Origin of the sequence: Sphingobium salicis subsp. salicis (assembly GCF_049472635.1) — a bacterium.
Taxonomy (GTDB): domain Bacteria; phylum Pseudomonadota; class Alphaproteobacteria; order Sphingomonadales; family Sphingomonadaceae; genus Sphingobium; species Sphingobium yanoikuyae_A.
This window is the reverse complement of sequence record NZ_JAYRCS010000005.1, coordinates 1-19,239: the sequence shown is the minus strand read 5'-3', so window position 1 is coordinate 19,239 and position 19,239 is coordinate 1. Positions and strand designations below refer to the sequence as shown.

19 protein-coding genes are annotated in these 19,239 nt (G+C 64.7%); 14 read left to right on the top strand and 5 right to left on the bottom strand.

Annotated elements, in window-relative coordinates:
* The first annotated feature begins 491 nt into the window (after positions 1-491).
* From VHN57_RS27570 to VHN57_RS27545, 6 genes are all read left to right on the top strand, one after another.
* On the top strand, positions 492-623 hold the full coding sequence (locus VHN57_RS27570) for a ribbon-helix-helix protein, CopG family (protein ID WP_279678531.1): 132 nt from the start codon (positions 492-494) through the stop codon (positions 621-623).
* Between the two features lie 196 nt (positions 624-819).
* Complete coding sequence (locus tag VHN57_RS27565; protein WP_213339715.1) at positions 820-1,701, top strand: helix-turn-helix domain-containing protein; 882 nt, start codon at positions 820-822, stop codon at positions 1,699-1,701.
* 244 nt (positions 1,702-1,945) lie between these two features.
* A complete protein-coding gene (locus VHN57_RS27560) occupies positions 1,946-2,569 on the top strand; it encodes a nucleotide-binding protein (RefSeq protein ID WP_213339714.1) in 624 nt (207 codons plus the stop codon).
* Positions 2,570-2,642: 73 nt separating this feature from the next.
* Entirely contained in the window at positions 2,643-2,924 is a 282-nt protein-coding gene (locus tag VHN57_RS27555; RefSeq protein WP_249731689.1) for a ribbon-helix-helix domain-containing protein, read from the top strand.
* Between the two features lie 74 nt (positions 2,925-2,998).
* The gene (locus VHN57_RS27550; protein ID WP_279678530.1) at positions 2,999-3,388 is read left to right on the top strand and encodes a type II toxin-antitoxin system RelE/ParE family toxin; all 390 of its coding nucleotides are present in this window, start codon (positions 2,999-3,001) and stop codon (positions 3,386-3,388) included.
* Complete coding sequence (locus tag VHN57_RS27545; RefSeq protein ID WP_213339719.1) at positions 3,366-3,683, top strand: helix-turn-helix domain-containing protein; 318 nt, start codon at positions 3,366-3,368, stop codon at positions 3,681-3,683. The genes VHN57_RS27550 and VHN57_RS27545 overlap by 23 nt, the downstream gene beginning before the upstream one ends.
* 478 nt (positions 3,684-4,161) lie before the next feature.
* Here the strand turns inward: VHN57_RS27545 and VHN57_RS27540 are convergent, their stop codons facing one another.
* From VHN57_RS27540 to VHN57_RS27530, 3 genes are all read right to left on the bottom strand, one after another.
* Positions 4,162-5,805, bottom strand: coding sequence for a type IV secretory system conjugative DNA transfer family protein (locus tag VHN57_RS27540; RefSeq protein ID WP_423286609.1), 1,644 nt, complete (start codon positions 5,803-5,805; stop codon positions 4,162-4,164).
* Between the two features lie 63 nt (positions 5,806-5,868).
* A complete protein-coding gene (locus tag VHN57_RS27535) occupies positions 5,869-7,227 on the bottom strand; it encodes a hypothetical protein (protein ID WP_423286571.1) in 1,359 nt (452 codons plus the stop codon).
* The gene (locus VHN57_RS27530; protein ID WP_423286573.1) at positions 7,224-7,829 is read right to left on the bottom strand and encodes a recombinase family protein; all 606 of its coding nucleotides are present in this window, start codon (positions 7,827-7,829) and stop codon (positions 7,224-7,226) included. Before VHN57_RS27530 ends, VHN57_RS27535 begins: the two co-directional genes overlap by 4 nt.
* A gap of 286 nt (positions 7,830-8,115) precedes the next feature.
* Here VHN57_RS27530 and VHN57_RS27525 point away from each other — a divergent pair, with 286 nt between their 5' ends.
* Positions 8,116-9,783 (top strand): DUF4158 domain-containing protein, encoded by a 1,668-nt coding sequence (locus VHN57_RS27525; protein ID WP_423286615.1) that lies wholly within the window; start codon positions 8,116-8,118, stop codon positions 9,781-9,783.
* Positions 9,672-10,907, top strand: coding sequence for a Tn3 family transposase (locus VHN57_RS27520; protein ID WP_423286613.1), 1,236 nt, complete (start codon positions 9,672-9,674; stop codon positions 10,905-10,907). The genes VHN57_RS27525 and VHN57_RS27520 overlap by 112 nt, the downstream gene beginning before the upstream one ends.
* On the opposite strand, the gene VHN57_RS27515 is transcribed toward VHN57_RS27520, so the two are convergent.
* Both VHN57_RS27515 and VHN57_RS27510 read right to left on the bottom strand, forming a co-directional pair.
* Positions 10,899-11,072, bottom strand: coding sequence for a hypothetical protein (locus VHN57_RS27515; RefSeq protein ID WP_423286607.1), 174 nt, complete (start codon positions 11,070-11,072; stop codon positions 10,899-10,901). The two genes, VHN57_RS27520 and VHN57_RS27515, sit on opposite strands and share 9 nt — an antisense overlap.
* Positions 11,069-11,359, bottom strand: a complete 291-nt coding sequence (locus VHN57_RS27510; RefSeq protein ID WP_213339717.1) for a mobilization protein — start codon at positions 11,357-11,359, stop codon at positions 11,069-11,071. The genes VHN57_RS27515 and VHN57_RS27510 overlap by 4 nt, the downstream gene beginning before the upstream one ends.
* 277 nt (positions 11,360-11,636) lie before the next feature.
* Between VHN57_RS27510 and traA the strand changes: the two genes are divergently transcribed.
* From traA to VHN57_RS27480, 6 genes are all read left to right on the top strand, one after another.
* Complete coding sequence (gene traA / locus VHN57_RS27505; protein ID WP_298672474.1) at positions 11,637-15,293, top strand: Ti-type conjugative transfer relaxase TraA; 3,657 nt, start codon at positions 11,637-11,639, stop codon at positions 15,291-15,293.
* Positions 15,294-15,301: 8 nt separating this feature from the next.
* Positions 15,302-16,045, top strand: coding sequence for a DUF6118 family protein (locus VHN57_RS27500; protein WP_298672477.1), 744 nt, complete (start codon positions 15,302-15,304; stop codon positions 16,043-16,045).
* A 99-nt stretch (positions 16,046-16,144) separates the two neighbouring features.
* On the top strand, positions 16,145-17,473 hold the full coding sequence (locus tag VHN57_RS27495) for an enoyl ACP reductase FabMG family protein (protein ID WP_298672480.1): 1,329 nt from the start codon (positions 16,145-16,147) through the stop codon (positions 17,471-17,473).
* Positions 17,474-17,653: 180 nt separating this feature from the next.
* Positions 17,654-18,217: a recombinase family protein gene (locus VHN57_RS27490; protein ID WP_279678499.1), complete on the top strand. Its 564-nt coding sequence runs from the start codon at positions 17,654-17,656 to the stop codon at positions 18,215-18,217.
* 31 nt (positions 18,218-18,248) lie between these two features.
* Entirely contained in the window at positions 18,249-18,836 is a 588-nt protein-coding gene (locus VHN57_RS27485; RefSeq protein WP_298672493.1) for a hypothetical protein, read from the top strand.
* A 73-nt stretch (positions 18,837-18,909) separates the two neighbouring features.
* On the top strand, positions 18,910-19,239 hold a 330-nt coding region (locus VHN57_RS27480), incomplete at its 3' end, for a hypothetical protein (protein ID WP_279678545.1).

Below are 19,239 nucleotides of genomic sequence, written 5' to 3'. Positions count from 1 at the left end.
CGATAACCGAAACCATAGTGCTCGGCGGTGTCAAAAGGTGGGTTCTCGCCATGCTCGCGGCCTGCGGCCCCTGCGCGTGGCTCCGATCCCGGCCTTGCGGCCGCTTTTGACGCAGCCTGCGCCCCTATGGAATCCTGAACCTGTCGGGACGAAGGGCGTCCCGCCCCTCGCCCCCGCTCGGGGTTCTCCACGCCTGCGGCGCGTCGAACAAAGGGCTGCACCAGGCGCAGGCGCCAGCCCCCGGCCGGCCCGCTCTCATCATCTAGGGCCGTAGGGACGGCCGGGGGCTGATGATTACATGCTGACAGGTAAGCATGTCCGCCCCGCCCTACCCTAGAAATAGTGCTTTTGCCGGCTCCTTACGCAAAGGGTTGCAGAATCGCGCCGTTTCGGCTCTTCATGTAGACATGGCGAGTCGCACCCGAGAACAAGTTAAGCTGGAAAGTGTCCGAAACCTTCGGGCGCGTTGGCGCGCGGAGGGCCGGATTCTTGTGCAGGCCGATCTGCCCGGCGATCTGGTCGCGGCGATTGACCGCCTGAAGGACGACGCGGGCTTGCGAGGGCGCGCGCCGGTCATCGAGGAAGCGTTGAGGTTCTATATCGAAGCGAAGCAAGGGACATAACGGCAAAACGCCCGACCGTTGGCGCGGTCGAGCGTTTTTGTAGGCCGTCAGACACACCGTAGAGACGGGGCCAAGAAGCTCTCCCCTTATCTACGCTAGAGCACTCCGCTCCGCAAGATTGATTCTTGCGGGAACGGGAAAGCCGTGCCTGCCGTCCACAGTCGTCATGTCCTCCGAACGGAAGGACGAGAGGCATATGTTGAGGACGCACATCGCGGCCGCGATCGGCTGCGCGCGCGGGAACGCGCTTGATGAAATCATGCGGGAAATCTGGACCAGGCACGGAGCCGGCCAGCTCAGTGACACCGAGGCCGGCCAGCTCTCCACGCTCGCCTATGAGCGCCGGGACGCCTTGCGCGGGTCGGGGCAGACCGCGCTAGGGCTGGTCTTTCCTCCCCCGGCCGAGCGATGCCCGACGCCGGTTCGCCGGCATAGCCATATCCGGGGGCGATCGGAGGGCCGCATATGGCGGCCGACGACGCGCAAGGACGTGCAGGCGATCCTGAAGGCGGCCGAAATCTACAACGAGGCCGGCTTGCACGAGAAGGGCGAGCGCAGCGGCCCGCTAGGATCGGTGGCGCTGGACGTGCTGCGGCTGTTCGTCAATCTCATCGACTTCCGCACCGGCCGGCTAGAGCCGTCAATCACAACCATCATGGACCGCCTGGGCCGGTCGCGGGATACGATCGTGCGGGCGCTGAAGAACCTGCGGGCGCATGGTTTCATCGACTGGCTGCGGCGCTACGAGCCGACCGGGAACGAAGGGCGCGGCCCCCAGGTGCAGCAGGCCAGCAATGCCTATCGCCTGTCCCTGCCGGAAAAGGCCCGGCAGTTCCTTGGACGGTTCGGCAAGGCCCCTCCCCTGCCTGCCGATCATGGACAGGACCAGCAGGCTTGGAGCGAGGCAATCGACGCCTACAGGAAGGCCCTGCCCCTCGATGAGCGGACCTTGCTCGATGTGGGCGATAGCCGGCTCGGGCAGTCTCTTGCCACGATGGCGCGGAACCTGATGAACAAACGTGAGTCCGATAAGCAGACTGAATCCCCATCTGATCTTTATCTAAGAGGACAAACATAAGCGGACGCCGCTGTTCGGGCTGCTTCCGCAGCCCTGCGGCGGTTCCGGTCCGCTTATAGGGCGGACCGGGAAGCGGAAACCTCACAGCAAAAACCGCAACGCTCACGCCTGCGGCAACCGTCGCATGGGCTTTCGAGAGGGAGTGAGAGGCGACGACGGTGCTTAATATTTGCTGTATTGCTGGCAATAAGGCAGTTATGCAAAATTTCTTGCCGTCAATGCGCTTTGCTGCTATGCCAGCAATATGAAAACAATCGCCATTGTCAGCCAAAAAGGCGGGGCCGGGAAAACCACCCTTGCCTTGCACATCGCCACGGCGGCCGAGACGGCAGGGCTTCCGGCCGTGATTATCGACCTCGACCCCCAGGCAAGCGCCGCCGGTTGGGGCGACAGCCGCCAGGGCGAGGCTCCGGTTGTCGTCGCCCTTCCGCATACTCGCCTGCCGCAAGGCTTGCAGGCTGCGACCGATGGCGGGGCCGAGCTGGTCCTGATCGACACAGCGCCGCACTCCGAAGCGGCCGCAATGGCCGCAACGCGATCGGCCGACCTGGTGTTGATCCCATGCCGCGCCGGAATCCTCGATCTTCGCGCGATCGGCAGCACCGCCGAGCTGGTGAAGCTCGCCCAAAAGCCGGCCTTTGTGGTTTTGAACGCCGTGCCGCCGCGCGCTACGCAGCTCCTAGCCGATGCGCGGGAGGCCGTTCAGGTTCACGGCTTGGAGGTTGCGCCCGTTGCCTTCCAGCAGCGAGCCGCTTTCGGACATGCGCTCACGGCCGGCAAAACCGCGCCAGAGTATGAGCCGGGCGGTAAAGCCAGCGAGGAAGTGTCCGAACTGTTGACCTGGCTAAAAGGCAGATTGCTGATTTGACGGCAATCTGTATTGCCAGCAATGAGGCATAGTGGTATTGCTGGCAAACTGGCAATGTTGACGGGATAAGGCCATGTCGAAAAGACCGAGTTTAGCCGAGAGCATGAAAGCCGTGGGTGCGCAGACGCCGCCGCCCGCCGCGCCGATCGTGGAAGCCACCCCTATGCCGGCCCCGGATCGTGCCGAGGGCAAGCGTTACCATGCCGCCACGCGGGCCGGAATGAAACGAGTGACGGTCGTGGTCGAGCCGGAAGACCATCGCCGGGTTAAACGGCTGTCAGCCGACACCGACCGCTCAATTGAAGACCTCATGCGGGAGGCGCTTGCCGACTTGCTGCAAAAGCATAATGCCTGATTGCCAGCAAGGCAGCAGCAGGCGACGGAAAGCCTTGAAGTGTGGCGCTAAGTGTTATATATGACGGAGCGACGGTGAGAGTCTTCAAGAGCAGCAGGTTTCACAGGTTTGCCCGCAAGGAGAAAATCTCCGATGCGATGCTATGTGAGGCGATCGAGCGCGCTGAACGCGGGTTGATCGACGCCGATCTTGGAGCCGGCCTCATCAAGCAGCGTGTGGCGCGGCCAGGTGCGGGAAGATCAGGCGGTTATAGAACGCTGATTTTCTTCCGGGCGGAAACGCGGGCGGTTTTCGCGTTCGGGTTTGCCAAAAGCGATTTGGCGAATCTGGAGGACGACGAGGAAGCGGCGTTCAAGAAGGCGGCTAAGTTGGTGCTTGGGTTCTCCGATGCACAGATGGATGCCGAAGTGGCGGCCGGCCGAATGTTGGAGGTGAATTGCGATGAGCAAGGCATACAAGAGTGAGGCAATGGCGGCCGTCCATGAAATGATGGAGGGCTTTTATCAGTCTGGCGCGATCGACAAGCAGACGATGCGCGAGTTCGATGATGCCTGCCTTTCGGCAGTTCGGCCGCTCATGCCGGATGAAATCCGCGCAATTCGGGAGCGCGAGCACCTGTCGCAGCCGGTCTTTGCCCGGTATCTCAATGTGAGCAAGGGCCTCGTGTCGGATTGGGAGCGGGGCGTGAAGAAGCCGGGCGGACCGGCGCTGCGGCTGCTGACAGTTATCCAGAAGAAGGGCGTTCAGGCGATTGCCTGATTGCTGGCAACATGGCAATGACGCCGACGAATCCTAGCCGCCTTGCCCGCGAGATCACGGAAATGGCGAGCGCACAGCGCCGCCTCGGGATCATGGACGAGGCGGCCTATGAGAAGATCATAGCGCAGCACCTTGGAGGGAAGGCCCCGCCGGCAGGGTAGGGCGGACATGCTTGCAGGTAAGCATGTAATCATCCACCCCCGTCCGTCCCTACGGCCCTAGATGATGAGAGCGGGCCGGCCGGGGGCTGGCGCCTGCGCCTGGTGCAGCCCTTTGTTCGACGCGCCGCAGGCGTGGAGAACCCCGAGCGGGGGCGAGGGGCGGGACGCCCTTCGTCCCGACAGGTTCAGGATTCCATAGGGGCGCAGGCTGCGTCAAAAGCGGCCGCAAGGCCGGGATCGGAGCCACGCGCAGGGGCCGCAGGCCGCGAGCATGGCGAGAACCCACCTTTTGACACCGCCGAGCACTATGGTTTCGGTTATCGTTCTATCGGATCGAACAGGCCCCGAAACTCGGGATCGGCATAGTAGGCGAGCTTGCCGGCGAGGATCGGGCGTTGCCCGGCCAGAAACAGGATTTCGACGTGTTGCGGCAGGGTGCGGACCTCATCAGGGGTGAGCAGCGGGCGGCCGGAATGGTGTTCGCCGTAGGATATGCCGGACTTATCGGAATCGAGCGCCTGGCCCATCGTCTTGAACACGGCGGTTTCCTGTCCGAGCAGATCGGAGACGAGGCGGGCGCTTTCGTGATCGTTGACGCCGAACACCTGTAGGACGCCGGCGTTCGACAGGAACATGCCGGCGCGCGCGCCGTATGTGGCGCGGAGCTGGTGAACGTCCTGCAGGATGGGCCAGAGCTGGACGCCGTAGCCGGCCATGAGGCCCATAGCGCGCTCGACGGGGGCGAGGTGGCCGAGGGCGGCGAACTCATCCAGCAGGTAGAGGACTGGCGCAGCCAGTGGGGCAGGGGACGAGCTGCCCGCCCTCGCCATGTCGGTGAGGCTTTGGGTGACGAGCAGGCGCAGCCATCTGGAATAGGTGGCGAGGCGATCGGGCGGCAGGACGAGGAACACGGTGGCGGTCCTGGCCTTGAGATCGGCAAAGCGGAAATCGGATCGGCCGAGGACCGCGACCATGCGCGGCGAGTCGAGGAAATGGGTATGGCGCTGCGCGGCCGACAGCACGCCGGCCGCCTCGCGATCGGACTTGCCCAGGTGACGATTGGCGGCGCGCGCGACCAGGCCGCCGGCGGCCGTGGACGCCTGCATGGCCTTGAGCAGCGCCGTGAAGGCGTCAGGGGCGAGCGTGAGGTTGTCGCGCAGGGTGGCGAGGGTGCGCCGATCGCGCGGCTCGTTCGCGACGACATGGAGGATGATTCCGGCGATCAGCGCCTTGGCTTCCTCGTTCCAATGCGCCTCGCCGGCCGTGCCTGGTTCGTCATAGACCAGGGCGTCGGCCAGGGTGCTTGCGTCCTCGGCCACGTCGAGGCCGTCAGGGTCGAGGGCATCGAGGGGATTGAAGGCGGCCGAGCTTTGCCCGGTGACGCCGAAGGGGTCGAGGACGTGGACCGGCCCGAACTTCTGGCGGGCGCGGCCGGCGATCCTGGCATTCTCGCCCTTGGGGTCGATGCAGATCACGGAGCGGTCGGCGGTGAGCAGATTCGGGATGATGGTTCCCACCCCTTTGCCGGTCCTGGTCGGTGCCATCGTGAGCAGGTGCGCCGGCCCGTCATAGCGCAGGAGGCGCTTTGTCTTCGGATCGCGGCCGATCAGGAGGCCGGCTTGCGAGCGGGTGAGGGGAGCGGTTTCGCGATCGGTTGCGAAGCGGGCCGAGCCGTGGGTGTCGGCGTCCATGTCCCCGAAGTGCTGTATCATCGGCCTGGACAGGAGGCGGAAGACGAGCAGGACGAGGAAGGCGGTGAAGGCGAGGTTGCCGACATACCAGAGCGCATCGCCGCGCTGGATGCCGGCCCATTGCATGAGGGCCATGAGGCCGCCGCCGACGATGAACAGGACCAAGAGGAACAGCACCCCGGCCCTGGCGATGTAGCCGGCGGCGCGGAACGGGGCGGTGACGATCGCGACGAAGGCCCATAGGGGATCACGCGCGGCCGCCCGCAGCATGTTGGCCTCTGTGCATTGTAGGGACACGGATTCACGGTAGGCATCGACGTCAGGGGTAGCGAACTATTTGCGCAGGTTCTCGATGCCAAGTTCGCGCCATATCCAAGTGAAGTCGTAGGTGGCCATCGGGTCGTTCGCGTCGAGTTGGCTGCTGCGGTTTTCGAGATGCTTGAGCCACCCGGCTACTCGGTGCCGGCCTGCGGCAGTTTGAACGGCTGCGCGCGGGGTGATGTCGCCGAGCATGCCGACGGGTTCATCGAGCGTCGCGCGGTACTGACGGTCGAGCATGGCATGGATGAGCGGGGTTGCAACCTCTGGCGCAATGGCGGGTGCCGGTTCGGATGATGTCAGCCCCTCGGCCCGCGCCGCCATGGCCTGTTCGACCGTCTCAATCGTGGTCAGCGGCGAGCCGACCAACCCGGCGAGCGCATCGTTGATAAGCGCGGTGCCGCGTTTCGCTCGCTCGGCCGAGGTGACGGCGAGCATCAGGGCGCGGCCTTTCAATTCGACATTGCCGAGCACCGGGGTGCCGTCCGCCATCGTCACACCCCACGCCATGCGCCCGGTGCTTTTCGCTTTTCCGTTCGGTTTCTCGCCCAGCCAGTTCCAAAAGTGCGTGGTTTCCCGCTGAAGCGCAGGGACAGTATCAAGCCGCTCGCCGACCAGCGCCTGGGTCACGCCGCGTGCGAAGGGAAAGCGCACGCGGTGGAACATCACCTCCTCGCCATCAATGTTGTGCAGCGTGGGGATGGGCGCCGGTCCCATGGTCCTGGGAACGACATCGAACAGCCATGCCGTGCTGATGAGGGCCGGAAGTGCAGCCAGATCGTCGGCGTCTAGGTTCAACGCGGTGCGCGGGCTGCGCTTGCCCTTCGAGCGCCGTAGATCGGCGACGAGCGCCTCGGCCGCCTCCATCGTGAACGACAGCACGCCGCCCGACAGGAGGTGCTTGCCTCCGACCTGCACGACGCGGGCACCGATCCTGTCCCATTGCTTCAGCGTCTGCGAGGCGCTGCGCTCGGATACTCGAAGCGGCTCGCCGCCCCGGATCAGGTCGCGCACGAGGAAGCCGCTGCCGGGCTCGACCTCGCTGACCTCGTGGAGGCTCATCACTGACGATCGAAGGGCACGCAGGTAGATTTTGGTCGGGCCGCTCTCATTCCAGCCCCGGCGCCGAATATAGTCATCGACGATGTTCCGGTCCCCGGGTTCGATGGTGCGCGTCAGCAGATCCTCGAACGCGCATCCCCACAACACGCCGGCCCAATGATCGCCGACGATGTCCGCCAGCTCGTCCGCTTCGAAGTCGAACTCCTCCATCGCCAGCCCGAGATGATCGCCGAGCGCCTCGCCCAGATGCTCGCCCCAGGCCGGCGAGGTGGCGAACTTCATGACGCCGGACAGATCGTGACCACGCTTCATGCCTGTTCCCTCTGCTGCTGACTGAATTGCTGGCGGTGCGCGGCGACGATGCGCGAGACGGTGGGTTCACTGACGCCGTAGAGCCGCGCCATCTCGGCACCGGACTTGCGGCCGGACGTGACGGACTCGGCGATTTCGCGGCGCTGCTTGTCGCCGAGCTTGGGCCGACGCCCGCCGATCCGTCCTTCTGCGCGAGCCTGGGCAAGGCCGGCGCTGGTACGCTCGCGGATCATGGCCCGCTCGAACTCGGCGAAGCTTCCCACCATCTGCATCATCATCCGCCCTGCCGCGGTGGTGGTGTCGATCGCCTCGGTCAGTGAGCGGAAGCCCGCGCCTGCCAGCTCGATCCGCTCCATGATGTGCAGCATATCCTTTAGGCTGCGCGACAGCCGGTCAAGCTTCCAGACGACGACGACATCTCCCTCGCGCAACTGGCCGATCATCTCCAGAAGCTTGGGTCGGTCCCACCGCCCACCGCTGGCGGTCTCCTCGAACATCCGCTTGCAGCCGGCCGCATCGAGCGCGCGCCGCTGCGCGGCGTTCGACTGGTCGTCGCCCTTCGACACGCGGGCATAACCGATCAGATAGGGTTCGCGCGTCATCTGCGTCTCTTTCACAAACGGCCGTATCCGGAGGCCAGTGCGGCATGAACGGATTCCTGCGGCCTCTTGTCTTTCACAATCCTCTTTCAGAATCATGCCGAAAGGCAAGTGGTTTTTGGAGGTTCAAAGATGCCCGGACGGATTCCGATGACGACGCGGCAGCGCGCTGCCCTGCTGATGTTGCCCGACGACGAGGCGGCGATCGTGAAGCACTATAGTCTGTCAGGTGAGGACATGACCGCGATCGACACCGCGCGCACGCCCGCCACCCGAACTCGGCTACGCCCTGCAGCTTTGTTGCCTGCGCTACCCGGGCCGGCATCTGCGCCACGGGGAACTGCTGCCTGCGGTCATGCTCGACCATATTGCCGAGCAGGTCGGGGTGGATGCAAAGGTCATAGCTGATTTCGCCAGACGCACGCCCACGCGCTACGATCAGCTCGCCGCGATCAAGACGCGCTTCGGCTTCAGCGATCTGAGCCGCCCGCACCGCGTGGAATTGCGGACATGGCTGACAAACGAGGCGGCGAGCATCATCGACGGACGCGCGCTGCTCGGCCGGCTTCTGGATGAGATGCGCGCGCGTCGGATCGTGATCCCGGGTGTCAGCGTCGTGGAGCGCATGGCGGCCGAGGCGATACATCAGGCGGAAACGGATCTCGTGGCCGCGATCGATGGCGGCCTTGGCCATGAGATGCGTCAGCAACTCGACGCGCTGATCGATGACAAGGTGCATGACCGGCAGAGCCGTCTGTCCTGGCTGCGCGAGCCAGAACCGCGTGTCGCATCCGCTTCGCTTTTGGAAATCGTCGAAAAGATCACGCTGATTCGTGGGACGGGCATATCGGCTTTCTCCCCTGATGTTCGCCACGAACCGCGCCTGGGGCAATTCGCCCGGGAGGGTGTGCGCTACACGGCACAGGCTTTCCAGCAAATGCGCCCGGCCCGCAGGCGGGTCGTGCTGCTCGCGACGCTGCGCGAGCTGGAGGCGACACTGACCGATGCGGCGATCGATATGTTCATTGCGCTCGTGGGGCGGGCCCATCTGCGCGCCCGCAAACGGCTCGAACAGCGCGTGGCCGTTTCCGGCCGCGAGGGCCGCGAACGGATGTTACGCATCGCCAGGGTTCTGGAAGCGATCAGCCAGGCGGCCCGGGCTGGCGGCGATGTCGCCGCGGCGGTCGATGCCGTGGCATCCCTCGACATCATCGACGCCGACGCCGCTATCATCCGACGTACCGCCTCACCGCACCGGAACGAGGTTCTGGACGAGATCGCGGCGGAATATCGCGCCTTCAAGCGGATGGGGCCGTCGTTCGTGCGCGCTTTTGATTTCCAGGGCCGGGCCGGAATGCAGCCGTTGCGCGATGCGATGGCGATCCTCGCCGATCTCGACGGAGACTGGCGCAGGGCGTTGCCCGATGACGTGCCGCTTGGCCATGTCGAGCACCGCTGGCGTCGGCATGTCATGACCGCAGGCGGGATCGATCGCACCCATTGGGAGATGGCGACTTACAGCGCGCTTTCCAATGCTTTGGCATCCGGTGGTATCTGGGTGCCGACCGCGCGCGTCCATCGCGCGCTCAGTGTGCTGCTTGCCCCACCGGCCAGCCCCGTACCGAAGCCCGCTTTCTCGCTCGGCGATCCGCACGCCTGGCTCGACGAGAGGGCGGCAAGGCTTGATAGCGCCCTGCGCGAGGTCGCCCGCGATCTGGACAAACGCGATCCCCCCTTTTTGCCGGCGAGCGGCTGCGGTTTCCGAAAGACCCCAAAGAAGACCCTGGTCAGGATGAAGGGCGGCAACTTGCGCTCACCTGCTACGGCATGGTGCCTGCCACCCGTATCACGGATGTGCTGTCGCAGGTTCAACGATGGACCGGCTTCATCCAGCATTTCGGCCATGTCTCGACCGGTCTGCCTCCCGCCGACGAACGCGCCTTTCTTGCCACCTTGATCGCGGAGGCGACCAACCTTGGTCTGTCGCGCATGGCCGAAGTTTGCGGTGTCGCCTCGCGTCGCGCACTGTTGCGTATGCAGACGTGGCATATGCGCGAGGAAACGTTTCGCGCCGCGCTCGCCAGCCTGACCGACGCTATCCATGCCGAACCGCTCGCCGCCTGGTTTGGTTCGGGGCATCGCGCATCGGCCGATGGGCAGGCTTATTATCTCGGCGGTGCCGGCGAAGCCGGAGGAACGGTCAACGCACATTACGGTCGCGACCCCGTGGTCAAGATCTACACCACCATCACCGATCGATACGCACCGCTTCATCAGACGGTCATCGCCGGGACGGCGGGCGAGGCGATCCACGCACTCGACGGCATCCTCGGCCACGAAAGCAGCGCGGACATCACCGCCCTCCACACCGATGGTGGCGGCGTCTCCGATATCGTGTTCGCCGTCATGCATTTGCTCGGCCTCGATTTCGAGCCGCGCATTCCGCGCCTGTCGGATCGACAACTCTATGGTTTCGAGCCCGCGCGGCGCTATGGTCGGCTCGCACCGCTGTTCGGGCGCCGCCTCGGTCGGGACCTGATCGTCAGCCATTGGGCCGAAATTGCGGAGGTCATCGCGGCGATGCGCGACCGCACTGTCACACCGTCGCTGATTTTGAAGAAGCTGTCCGCCTATCGTCAACAAAACAGTCTTGCTGCGGCACTTCGGGAGGTCGGACGGATCGAGCGCACACTGTTCACGCTGCGCTGGTTCGACGACACCGATCTGCGCCGGACGGTCACCGCCGAACTCAACAAGGGCGAGGCACGCAACAGCCTGGCCCGCGCTGTCGCCTTCCATCGGCTCGGGCGGTTTCGCGACCGTGGCCTGGAGAACCAGCAGACCCGCGCGGCAGCGCTCAACCTTGTCACGGCCGCCATCATTCTTTTCAACTGCCGCTATCTCGGTCGTGCCGTCGATGAACTGCGGCACCGCGGCACACCTGTCGATCCCGCCATGCTGTCCCGATTGTCGCCGCTGGGATGGGACCGCATCAATCTCACCGGCGATTATATCTGGTCCGAGAGCCTCGACCTCGATGCCGATGGCCTCATGCCGCTGCTCATCAAGCCGCTACCGTGAATCTGTGTCCGAATAATGTACAGAGGCCATGTTCTTGAAGGCGGCCCAGGCCAGCCGGAAATCATTCATGGGGTTGCCTCCCTTCGGCTGGTCGCGGCCGAGTTGGCCGGCAGACTGGAAAATCCTCTTGAGGGCGGCCAGCCAGGCGGACGTGACATCGCTCATGGGTCAGGCGCTCCGGTCCCGCCGCCGGCGGCCGGCTTGAGCAGATCGTCAAAGAGTTCCTTGTCGCCGTCGCGGGTGAGGAAGCCGGGCAGCTCGCGGCGCAGCCAGTCGGGCAGGGCGCGCGACAGCTCATCCCGGCCGTGTTCGAGGCGATGGAGGACGAGCGCGCCGAGCAGCACCTTGCGGCGCGTGTCCCTGGCGCGCTCCTGCTTGTTGAGCCTGGCCTTGAGGGTGGCGCGCTGCACATCCAACTCGGCCAGCCTTTGTTCGATCGTCTTGCGCGCCATCGTGTCGCCTCCCTGCTTCCGGTCGCGGGCGAGCGTAGCAGGTTTTCGGCAGGGTAGGGGATCACGGATGGTTCCGGCCTTGAAAAGTGGAGCGTGCGGAGTCACAATCGCGGCCTTATTCGCATCGCATTGACGTTGCCACAGCGCCCCACCGGAGGCATGAGAGAGCGGAGCGAGCGAATTACGAAGGGCGCACTTACGAGTTGCTGCGCAACTCAGTGCGGCACTGGCGCAGAAGCGAAGGCGGATCAAACCGGGAGAGGAAGGAAATCGGCGCTTGGCGATCTATCATTGCAGCATGAAGCCGATTTCTCGGGCGACCGGCCGAAGCGCGGTCGGATCGGCGGCCTATCGCTGCGCGGAAAAGCTGACCAACAAGCGCGACGGCATCACGCACGACTACACCCGCAAGCAGGGCGTCGAGCATTCCGAGATCGTGTTGCCGGAAGGCAGCAACGCCGATTGGGCGCGTGATCGGTCGGAGTTGTGGAACGCCGCCGAGGCAGCCGAGAAACGCAAGGACGCGCGGGTTGCGCGGGAGTTCGAGATTGGCTTGCCGCACGAGCTGTCGGCCGAGCAGCGGCTAGAGGCAGCGCGGGACTTCGCCCAGGACCTCGCCAACCGCTACGGCGCGGCCGTGGACTTCGCCATCCATGCGCCGCATGGCGAGAGCGACGTTCGCAACCACCATGCCCATGTGATGATGACGACGCGGCGGGTTGGCGAGGACGGGCTAGGCGAGAAGACCTATATCGAGCGGGAGAACAAATGGCTGCTGTCGAACGACCTTCCGACCACCGACATGCAGCTCCGCGACATTCGCCAGTCGTGGGAGGTGATCGCGAACGAGCACCTGGCGCGGGCCGGGCTGGATATTCGGATCGACCATCGTTCGCACCTTGAGCGCGGGCTTGAGATCACGCCGACCGAGCATATGGGTGTCCATGCCACGCAGATGGAGCGGCGCGGCCTCGACGTGTCGCGGGCGCGGCTGGACGAGGACGCGGCCCGGCGCAACGCCGAGCTGATCCGGGAGAAGCCCGAGCAGGTGCTTTCCCTCATCACGAACGAAAAGAGCGTGTTCGACCGTCACGATGTTGCGCGGGCGCTGCATCGCTACATCAACGACGACCCGCAGGAGTTCCAGAGCGCGTTCGCGAAGGTCATGGCATCGCCGGCGTTGGTCGAGCTTCAGCCGGAACGCATCGACCAGGGAACGGGCGAGATCGAGCTTGCGCGATATTCGACGCGGGAAATGGTCGAGATCGAATCCGGCATGGTCGCGTCGGCCGAGCGTATGCACCAGGCGCGCAATCATGGCGTCGATCGCCGGCATGTCGATCGCGCCATAGCCGCCCAGGACGCCGCCATTCAGCGCAGCGCCGGCGATGCTTCCGCCCGGCTTTCGGACGAGCAGCGGGCGGCGATCGAGCATGTCACCGGCCGGGAGCGTATCGCGGCCGTTGTCGGTTTCGCCGGCGCTGGCAAATCCACCATGCTCGCCGCCGCGCGCGAGGCATGGGAGGCCGAGGGCTACACGGTCCACGGCGCGGCCCTGTCAGGCAAGGCGGCCGAGGGGTTGGAGGAAAGTTCCGGCATCCAGAGCCGAACGCTCGCGTCATGGTCCCGCGGTTGGGAGAACGACCGCGGCACGATCGGCCGCGGCGATGTGTTCGTGATCGACGAGGCGGGTATGGTCGGGAGCCGGCAGCTCGCCCGCTTCGTTGGCGAGGCCGAGGCGCGCGGGGCGAAGATCGTCCTTGTAGGCGACCATGAGCAGCTACAGGCGATCGGGGCCGGCGCACCGTTCCGCGCCATTGCCGAGCAGATCGGCCATGCCGAGCTTTCGGAGATTCGCCGGCAGCGCGTGGACTGGCAGCGGGAGGCGTCGGTTGGCTTCGCCACGCACCGGACGGCCGAGGGCCTGGCCGCCTATCGGGATCATGGCGACATTCGATTCAGCGAGAGCGGCGAGGACGCGCGCGGCCAGATCGTGCGCGATTACCTTGCCGATCGCGACGAGCGACCGGACGGCACCCGCGTTGCGATGGCGCATCGCCGTGCCGATGTTCGCGCCATCAACGAGGCGATCCGTTCCGAGCTACAGGACCGGGGCGAGCTGGCGCGCGTGGCCGAGGACGGGCCAGGGTCGGGCGACGTCACCCGCGACATCGACCAGGCGCGGGAAGGACCGGGCCGGGCGCTGACCTTCCAGACCAATGACGGCAAGCGCGACTTTGCGACGGGTGACCGCATCGTGTTCTTGGAGAACAGCCGCGATCTTGGCGTGAAAAACGGGATGCTCGCGACCGTCGATCATGTCGAGCCGGGCCGCATCATCGCCACGCTCGACGGCCGGGGCGACAGCGTTTCCGTGCCGATGGGCGATTATCAGGCGATCGACCACGGCTATGCGACGACGATCCACAAGAACCAGGGCGCGACCGTTGATCGCGCCTATGTGCTGGCGTCGGGGACGATGGACCGGCATCTAACCTATGTCGCGATGACCCGGCACCGCGACGGGGCGCAGCTCTACGCAGCGCAGGACGAGTTCACCAATGCCGGCCGCCTGGTCGAGCATGGGGCCGCGCCCTTCGAGCATGACCCGCAGAAGTCCGATAGCTATTTCGTGACGCTGGAAAACGACAAGGGCGAGCGTCGCACCCTATGGGGTGTCGATCTTGAGCGGGCCATGAAGGAGGCCGCGCCGGAGATCGGGGAGAAGATCGGCCTTCAACATCTAGGTTCCACCCCCGTCACCTTGCCCGATGGCACGGAAACGCACCGCAACGCATGGAAGGTTCAGGACGCCGGCGAGCTGGCCTATGACCAGCTAGAACGCCGCCTGTCGCGGTCGGGCGTGAAGGAAACGACGCTCGACTATACCCGCGACTTTGCCGAGCGGCGCGGGATCGCGGAGCAAATGGGCGTCCGCAGCGAGATCGAGATTCCGGCCGAGCGCGCCGGGCTACGTGCAGAACGGGAGTCGACGGCCGGGGATCATGCCCTTGATCGGAGATCCTCGCAAAAAGTCGGCGCGGATCTCGCCCAGGATCTTCGTGCAGATCCGCGCGAGGATCTCGCCCAGGACCGGGGAAGCGATCGGCAGCAGCGCCGCAGCCGGTTCGAGGGCCTGAAACTGTCGCGGGGCGCGTCGGCCGCGCAGGACCGCGACGAGCCGGCCCAGGATCGGACGCAGGAGCGCCCACAGAAGGCCGAGACGCGCCGGCGCGGTATGTTTGACGGGTTGCAGCTCAATGCTGGCCGTGGGGCCGATCGACAGGCTTCCCAAGAGCACGCAGACGGGCCGGAAAGGGAAGGGAGCTTGCGGCGGGCGCCGGCGAAAGACCGGCTTGTCGAACGCTTGCGGCCGCAGTCGGGGTTCGAGCAGGCCGTTGACCGCTACACGCGGGCCTATGAATCGGCCCACAGGCAGCGGAGCGAGGGGCTTCCCATCCTCGACGGCCAGCAGCAGGAATTGCGACAGGCCGGCCAGCAGCTCGACCAGGCGCGGCCGGGCGCGCGCGAGCTGATGCGCTCGGCGCTGCGCTACGACCCGGACATGAGCCGCAGCATGACCGAGCTTTCCGGCCGGGAGCGCGTCGGCCAGGTCATCGAGCGGCTGGACCACGAGCGCGCCATGCAGGCCGACCCGAATGTGCGGGCCGACCGCTTCGTTGAACGCTGGCAGGAGCTATCACGGCAGCGCCAGCGGCTTCACGGCTGGCAGCACGACGAGGCGCGCGGCAAGGTGGAAGGCCAGATGCAGGGCCTCGCCAAGAGTCTTGAGCGCGACCCGCAGGTTGAATCCATCCTGCGCAATCGTCGGCAGGAAATCGGGATCGGCCAGCACATGCGCCAGAGCGAAGGCATATCCCGCGAGCTGCAACAGAGCCTCACGCGCGGCCGCAGCCTCGGGCTTGAACGGTAGGAGACGGCATGACGGACGAGGACAGGGAGAGATTCGAGCCGGAGACCTCGCCCGACGACGCCGGCGACCCGGCGGCCGCGTTCGAGGCGTTGCGGCGCACGGTCGAGACGCAGGGAAAACAGCTCAACGCGGAAATGACCATCATCCGCAAGGGCGTGGAGCTGGCGTTGGAGCAGTCCGAGAAGTTCCGGCAGCTGCCCGATTACGGCCCCGATCTCGGTAAGATCATCCAGTTCCTCGCCATTGTCGATGAGCGGCTTGAGGCCGTAGAGAAATCGCCCATCCTGCGCAACGGCCCGGAGCACTATGCCCGCGCGCTCGAGCGCAGCGGCGAGAGCCTGGTGAGAACCGCCGCGCAGCAGCTCGAGAACGAGAGCCGGGATTTCCAGAGGGTTGCGCGGGAGCTGGCCGAACACATCGCCGGCGCGCGGGAGCGCCATGCTCAGAACCGGCTCTTGTGGATCGTCGGGGCCGCCGGCGTCCTGGCCGGCATCGTGTTGACGTTGTTCATCCCCAACATGCTGCCGGGGCAGCTCGACACGCGCGTTGCGGGTTTCGTCATGGGACAGGACCGATGGAACGCCGGCGTTACCATGATGCGGGTGGCCGACCCCGAAGGCTGGCGCGGCGTGGTCGATTCCTCGCAGCTCGTGCGTGACAATGCCGAGACGATCGGCCAATGCGCCGAGGCCGCGCGCGCGGCCGGCGAGGATCAGCGATGCACGATCACGGTGGCAGCGCCGGGGCGGTAGTGTAGAGGTGGATGCAGGTTTCGGGACTTTTGCGACAATGGGCCATCCCCGATATTTGACGTTCCGCTCCGAAAGCATCCCCAAATTGCAAAGGCTGATATGACGAAGCTCACACCGCAAAAGACCATGAACCCCAATACTCTCTTCCGTAAGGGAGATTTCTTCGTGCTTTTTGGCGAGCTGTTTGGCCGTGGCTATGCAGCCGGTCTGCTTGACGAGGCCAAGGCGGCGGGCATGACCATCCTGGGGGTCACGGTCGGCCGTCGCGAGGAGAATAACGCATTGCGCGCCCTGGCTGATGACGAACTGGCTGCGGCTGAAGCCAATCTCGGCGGCAAGATTATCAACACTCCGCTGATGGCTGGCTTTGATCTCGATGCTCCCGAGGGCGGTCCTACCCCAACCGATCTTCTCGGGAAGATGACTCTCGACACCTGGCAGACCGATACCCTCGATTGGGACTATATTGCGCGCTGCCACGAGGTTGGATTGACACGGTTCAAGACCGCGCTCGACGCAGTTATGGCGGAACTCGATGCCCTGATCCCCGACGGCAGGAACGTCTTCTTCGCACACACAATGGCAGGTGGTATCCCGAAGGCCAAGGCCGTTCTCGCTATCGTAAACCGCATCTACAAGGGTCGTGGCGCGCGACATATGTCGTCGCAGTCGCTGATCGAAAGCGATCTCGGGAAGCTCGTTTTGCAAAACTTTGACGAGGTCTCGGCTAATACCTTTGGCTACCTGCTTGAAGCCAGCTCTGCCATCCGTGCCCGGATCGAGGCGACCGGCGGGCAGGTTCGTTACACCGCCTACGGCTATCACGGCACCGAAGTTCTGATTGGCGACAGCTATCGCTGGCAGACTTACACCAACTACACTCAAGGCTATGCGAAGATGCGCCTTGAGGGTTTTGCCGAAGCTGCATGGCGCACAGGCGTAAGGGCCACGGTGTTCAATTGCCCCGAAATCCGCACCAATTCCTCCGATGTATTCGCCGGGCTCGAACTGTCGCTCCTACCGTTGCTGGCTGCGCTGAAGAAAGAAGGCGGGGGAGCCTGGGTCGAGTTGCTTTGGCAAGAATGCCAAGACCTGCTGAAAGACGGCGTGACGCTCGAAGCCCTGCTACAGATTGTTTTGGATTATCAGCAAAACGAGGCGATGCAGCCCTATTATGACTTCGACCTTTGGCCGCTGCCGAACAGCGCAGCTCAGGCGGAGCAGACCATCGGCACATCGCAGGAGATTGTTCAACTGCACAAAGATAACAGGATTCTCGTGAGCGACGTCTTGAGCCATCATGTGGTCAAGGCGATCGGCCAGTTGATCTTTGGCGAGGTCAGCGAACCCTCCGGGCCTGTCCTGTGGCTGAACCACGATCTGGTTGCACGTCGACTCATCGCAGCAAGCAGGGGGAGTGCAGGCTGACACCTTGCACAGTCGGAGCCATATGCTCTAGCCGCCGAAAAGCGAGGCTGTCTGTCGCCAAAATCCTAAAACCCGCGACAGATCGGCGGCCCCCGGAAAATCAGGGCTTTTCGTGTCGCAAGTCTTTGTCGCAAGTGGTAGAAAACTTGCGACATGATTTGCGACAGGAATCCGCCGCCCATGATGATCGGCTATGCCCGCGTGTCCACCCAGGGCCAAGACCTCGACCAGCAGCGCGCCGCACTCGGCGCGGCCGGCTGCGTCCGCATGTTCGAGGAAAAGGCTTCCGGGGCGAAGCGCGACCGGCCCGAGCTGGCGCGGATGCTCGACCATCTGCGCGCCGGCGACGTGGTGACGATCGCCAGGCTAGACCGCCTCGCCCGATCGACTGGCGACCTTCTCAGCATCGCAGAGCGGATCAAGGAGGCCGGCGCTGGTCTGCGCTCCCTGGCCGAGCCGTGGGCCGACACGACGACGCCGGCCGGCCGCATGGTGTTGACAGTGTTTGCCGGCATTGCGGATTTCGAGCGATCCTTGATCGTGGAGCGCACCAGCGCCGGCAGGATCGCGGCGAAAGCCCGAGGTGTGCGGTTCGGCCCCTCCCCTACCCTGTCGGCCGAGCAGATCGCCCACGCCCACCAGCTTATCGACCAGGACAAGAAGCCAGTTGCGGAAGTCGCCCGGCTCCTGGGCGTCCATCGCGCTACCCTTTATAGGGCGCTCAATGATGCGCTGACTAGGTAGGGACGGCCGAAACACAACCAAAGGGGACAATATGCCCGCTGAAATCAGAGCCGCCACGCTCGATGACTTACCGCAGATGGTCGATCTCTTGATGCAGGATGCCCGTAGCAGGCAGGCCCACGACCCGGTGCTATGGGTGCTCGATGATGACGCCCCTGCAAAGGTGGGAGAGGCCGTCAAATTCGCCCTAACGGCGGAAAAGCAACCATTCCGACAAAAATGGCTAGTTGCCGACGCAGGCGGCGAGCTGGTCGGCGTTGCCCATTCCGTGCTCTTGCCGGTTCCTCCGATCTATGCCGGAAAATGGGGCGATCCCGGCCTACTGATGCCGGAGTGCTTTGCTACAGCAGACGCGCCGCCAGGCACGATCCCGGCGCTTGTGGAAGCTGCCGAAGCGGACCTTCGGGACGCGGGAGCAGAGTTGCTGTTGGCCTCTTTTGTTTGCGGCAACGACTTGCGAGTGTGTTTCGAGCAGCGGGGATATAGGCCGCTGACGCTCTATCTCGCCAAGAGCAATCTTGAAGGCGCGACCCCGCCCCTCGATGTGCGCGCGGCTTCGGATAGCGACATTGCGGGGATCGTCAGGCGGAGCGCGGAAAACAGGAAAGATACTCGCTGAGCTGGATGTATTCTGGACCCCTCACGCAGATGCTGACGATCGGTTCGGCAACTGGATGAGGCGATGCCAGACGATGAACGACCGGGATATGCTCGTGTGCGGAACACCGGAGGCCCTGGACGGCTATGTAATCGCGCAACCAGCCTCGCGACTGCATTTTCCCCCGGCCCACGACATTCGCGCAACGGGCGTAATAGATGACTACTATCACAGGGAATATTCCAATCCCGCAGAGCTGCACGATGGCGTGGAGGCCGCATCCTCGTTGCTGCGTGCCGCAGAGGCGGCATTCGTGGACCGTGGCATGAGCGCCGCCGTGGTGGTGTGTCCTGCCGCATGGACCTCGAAAATTACGGTCCTTGAGCGCGCAGGCTACAAGACGGCGATCATGTGGATGATAAAG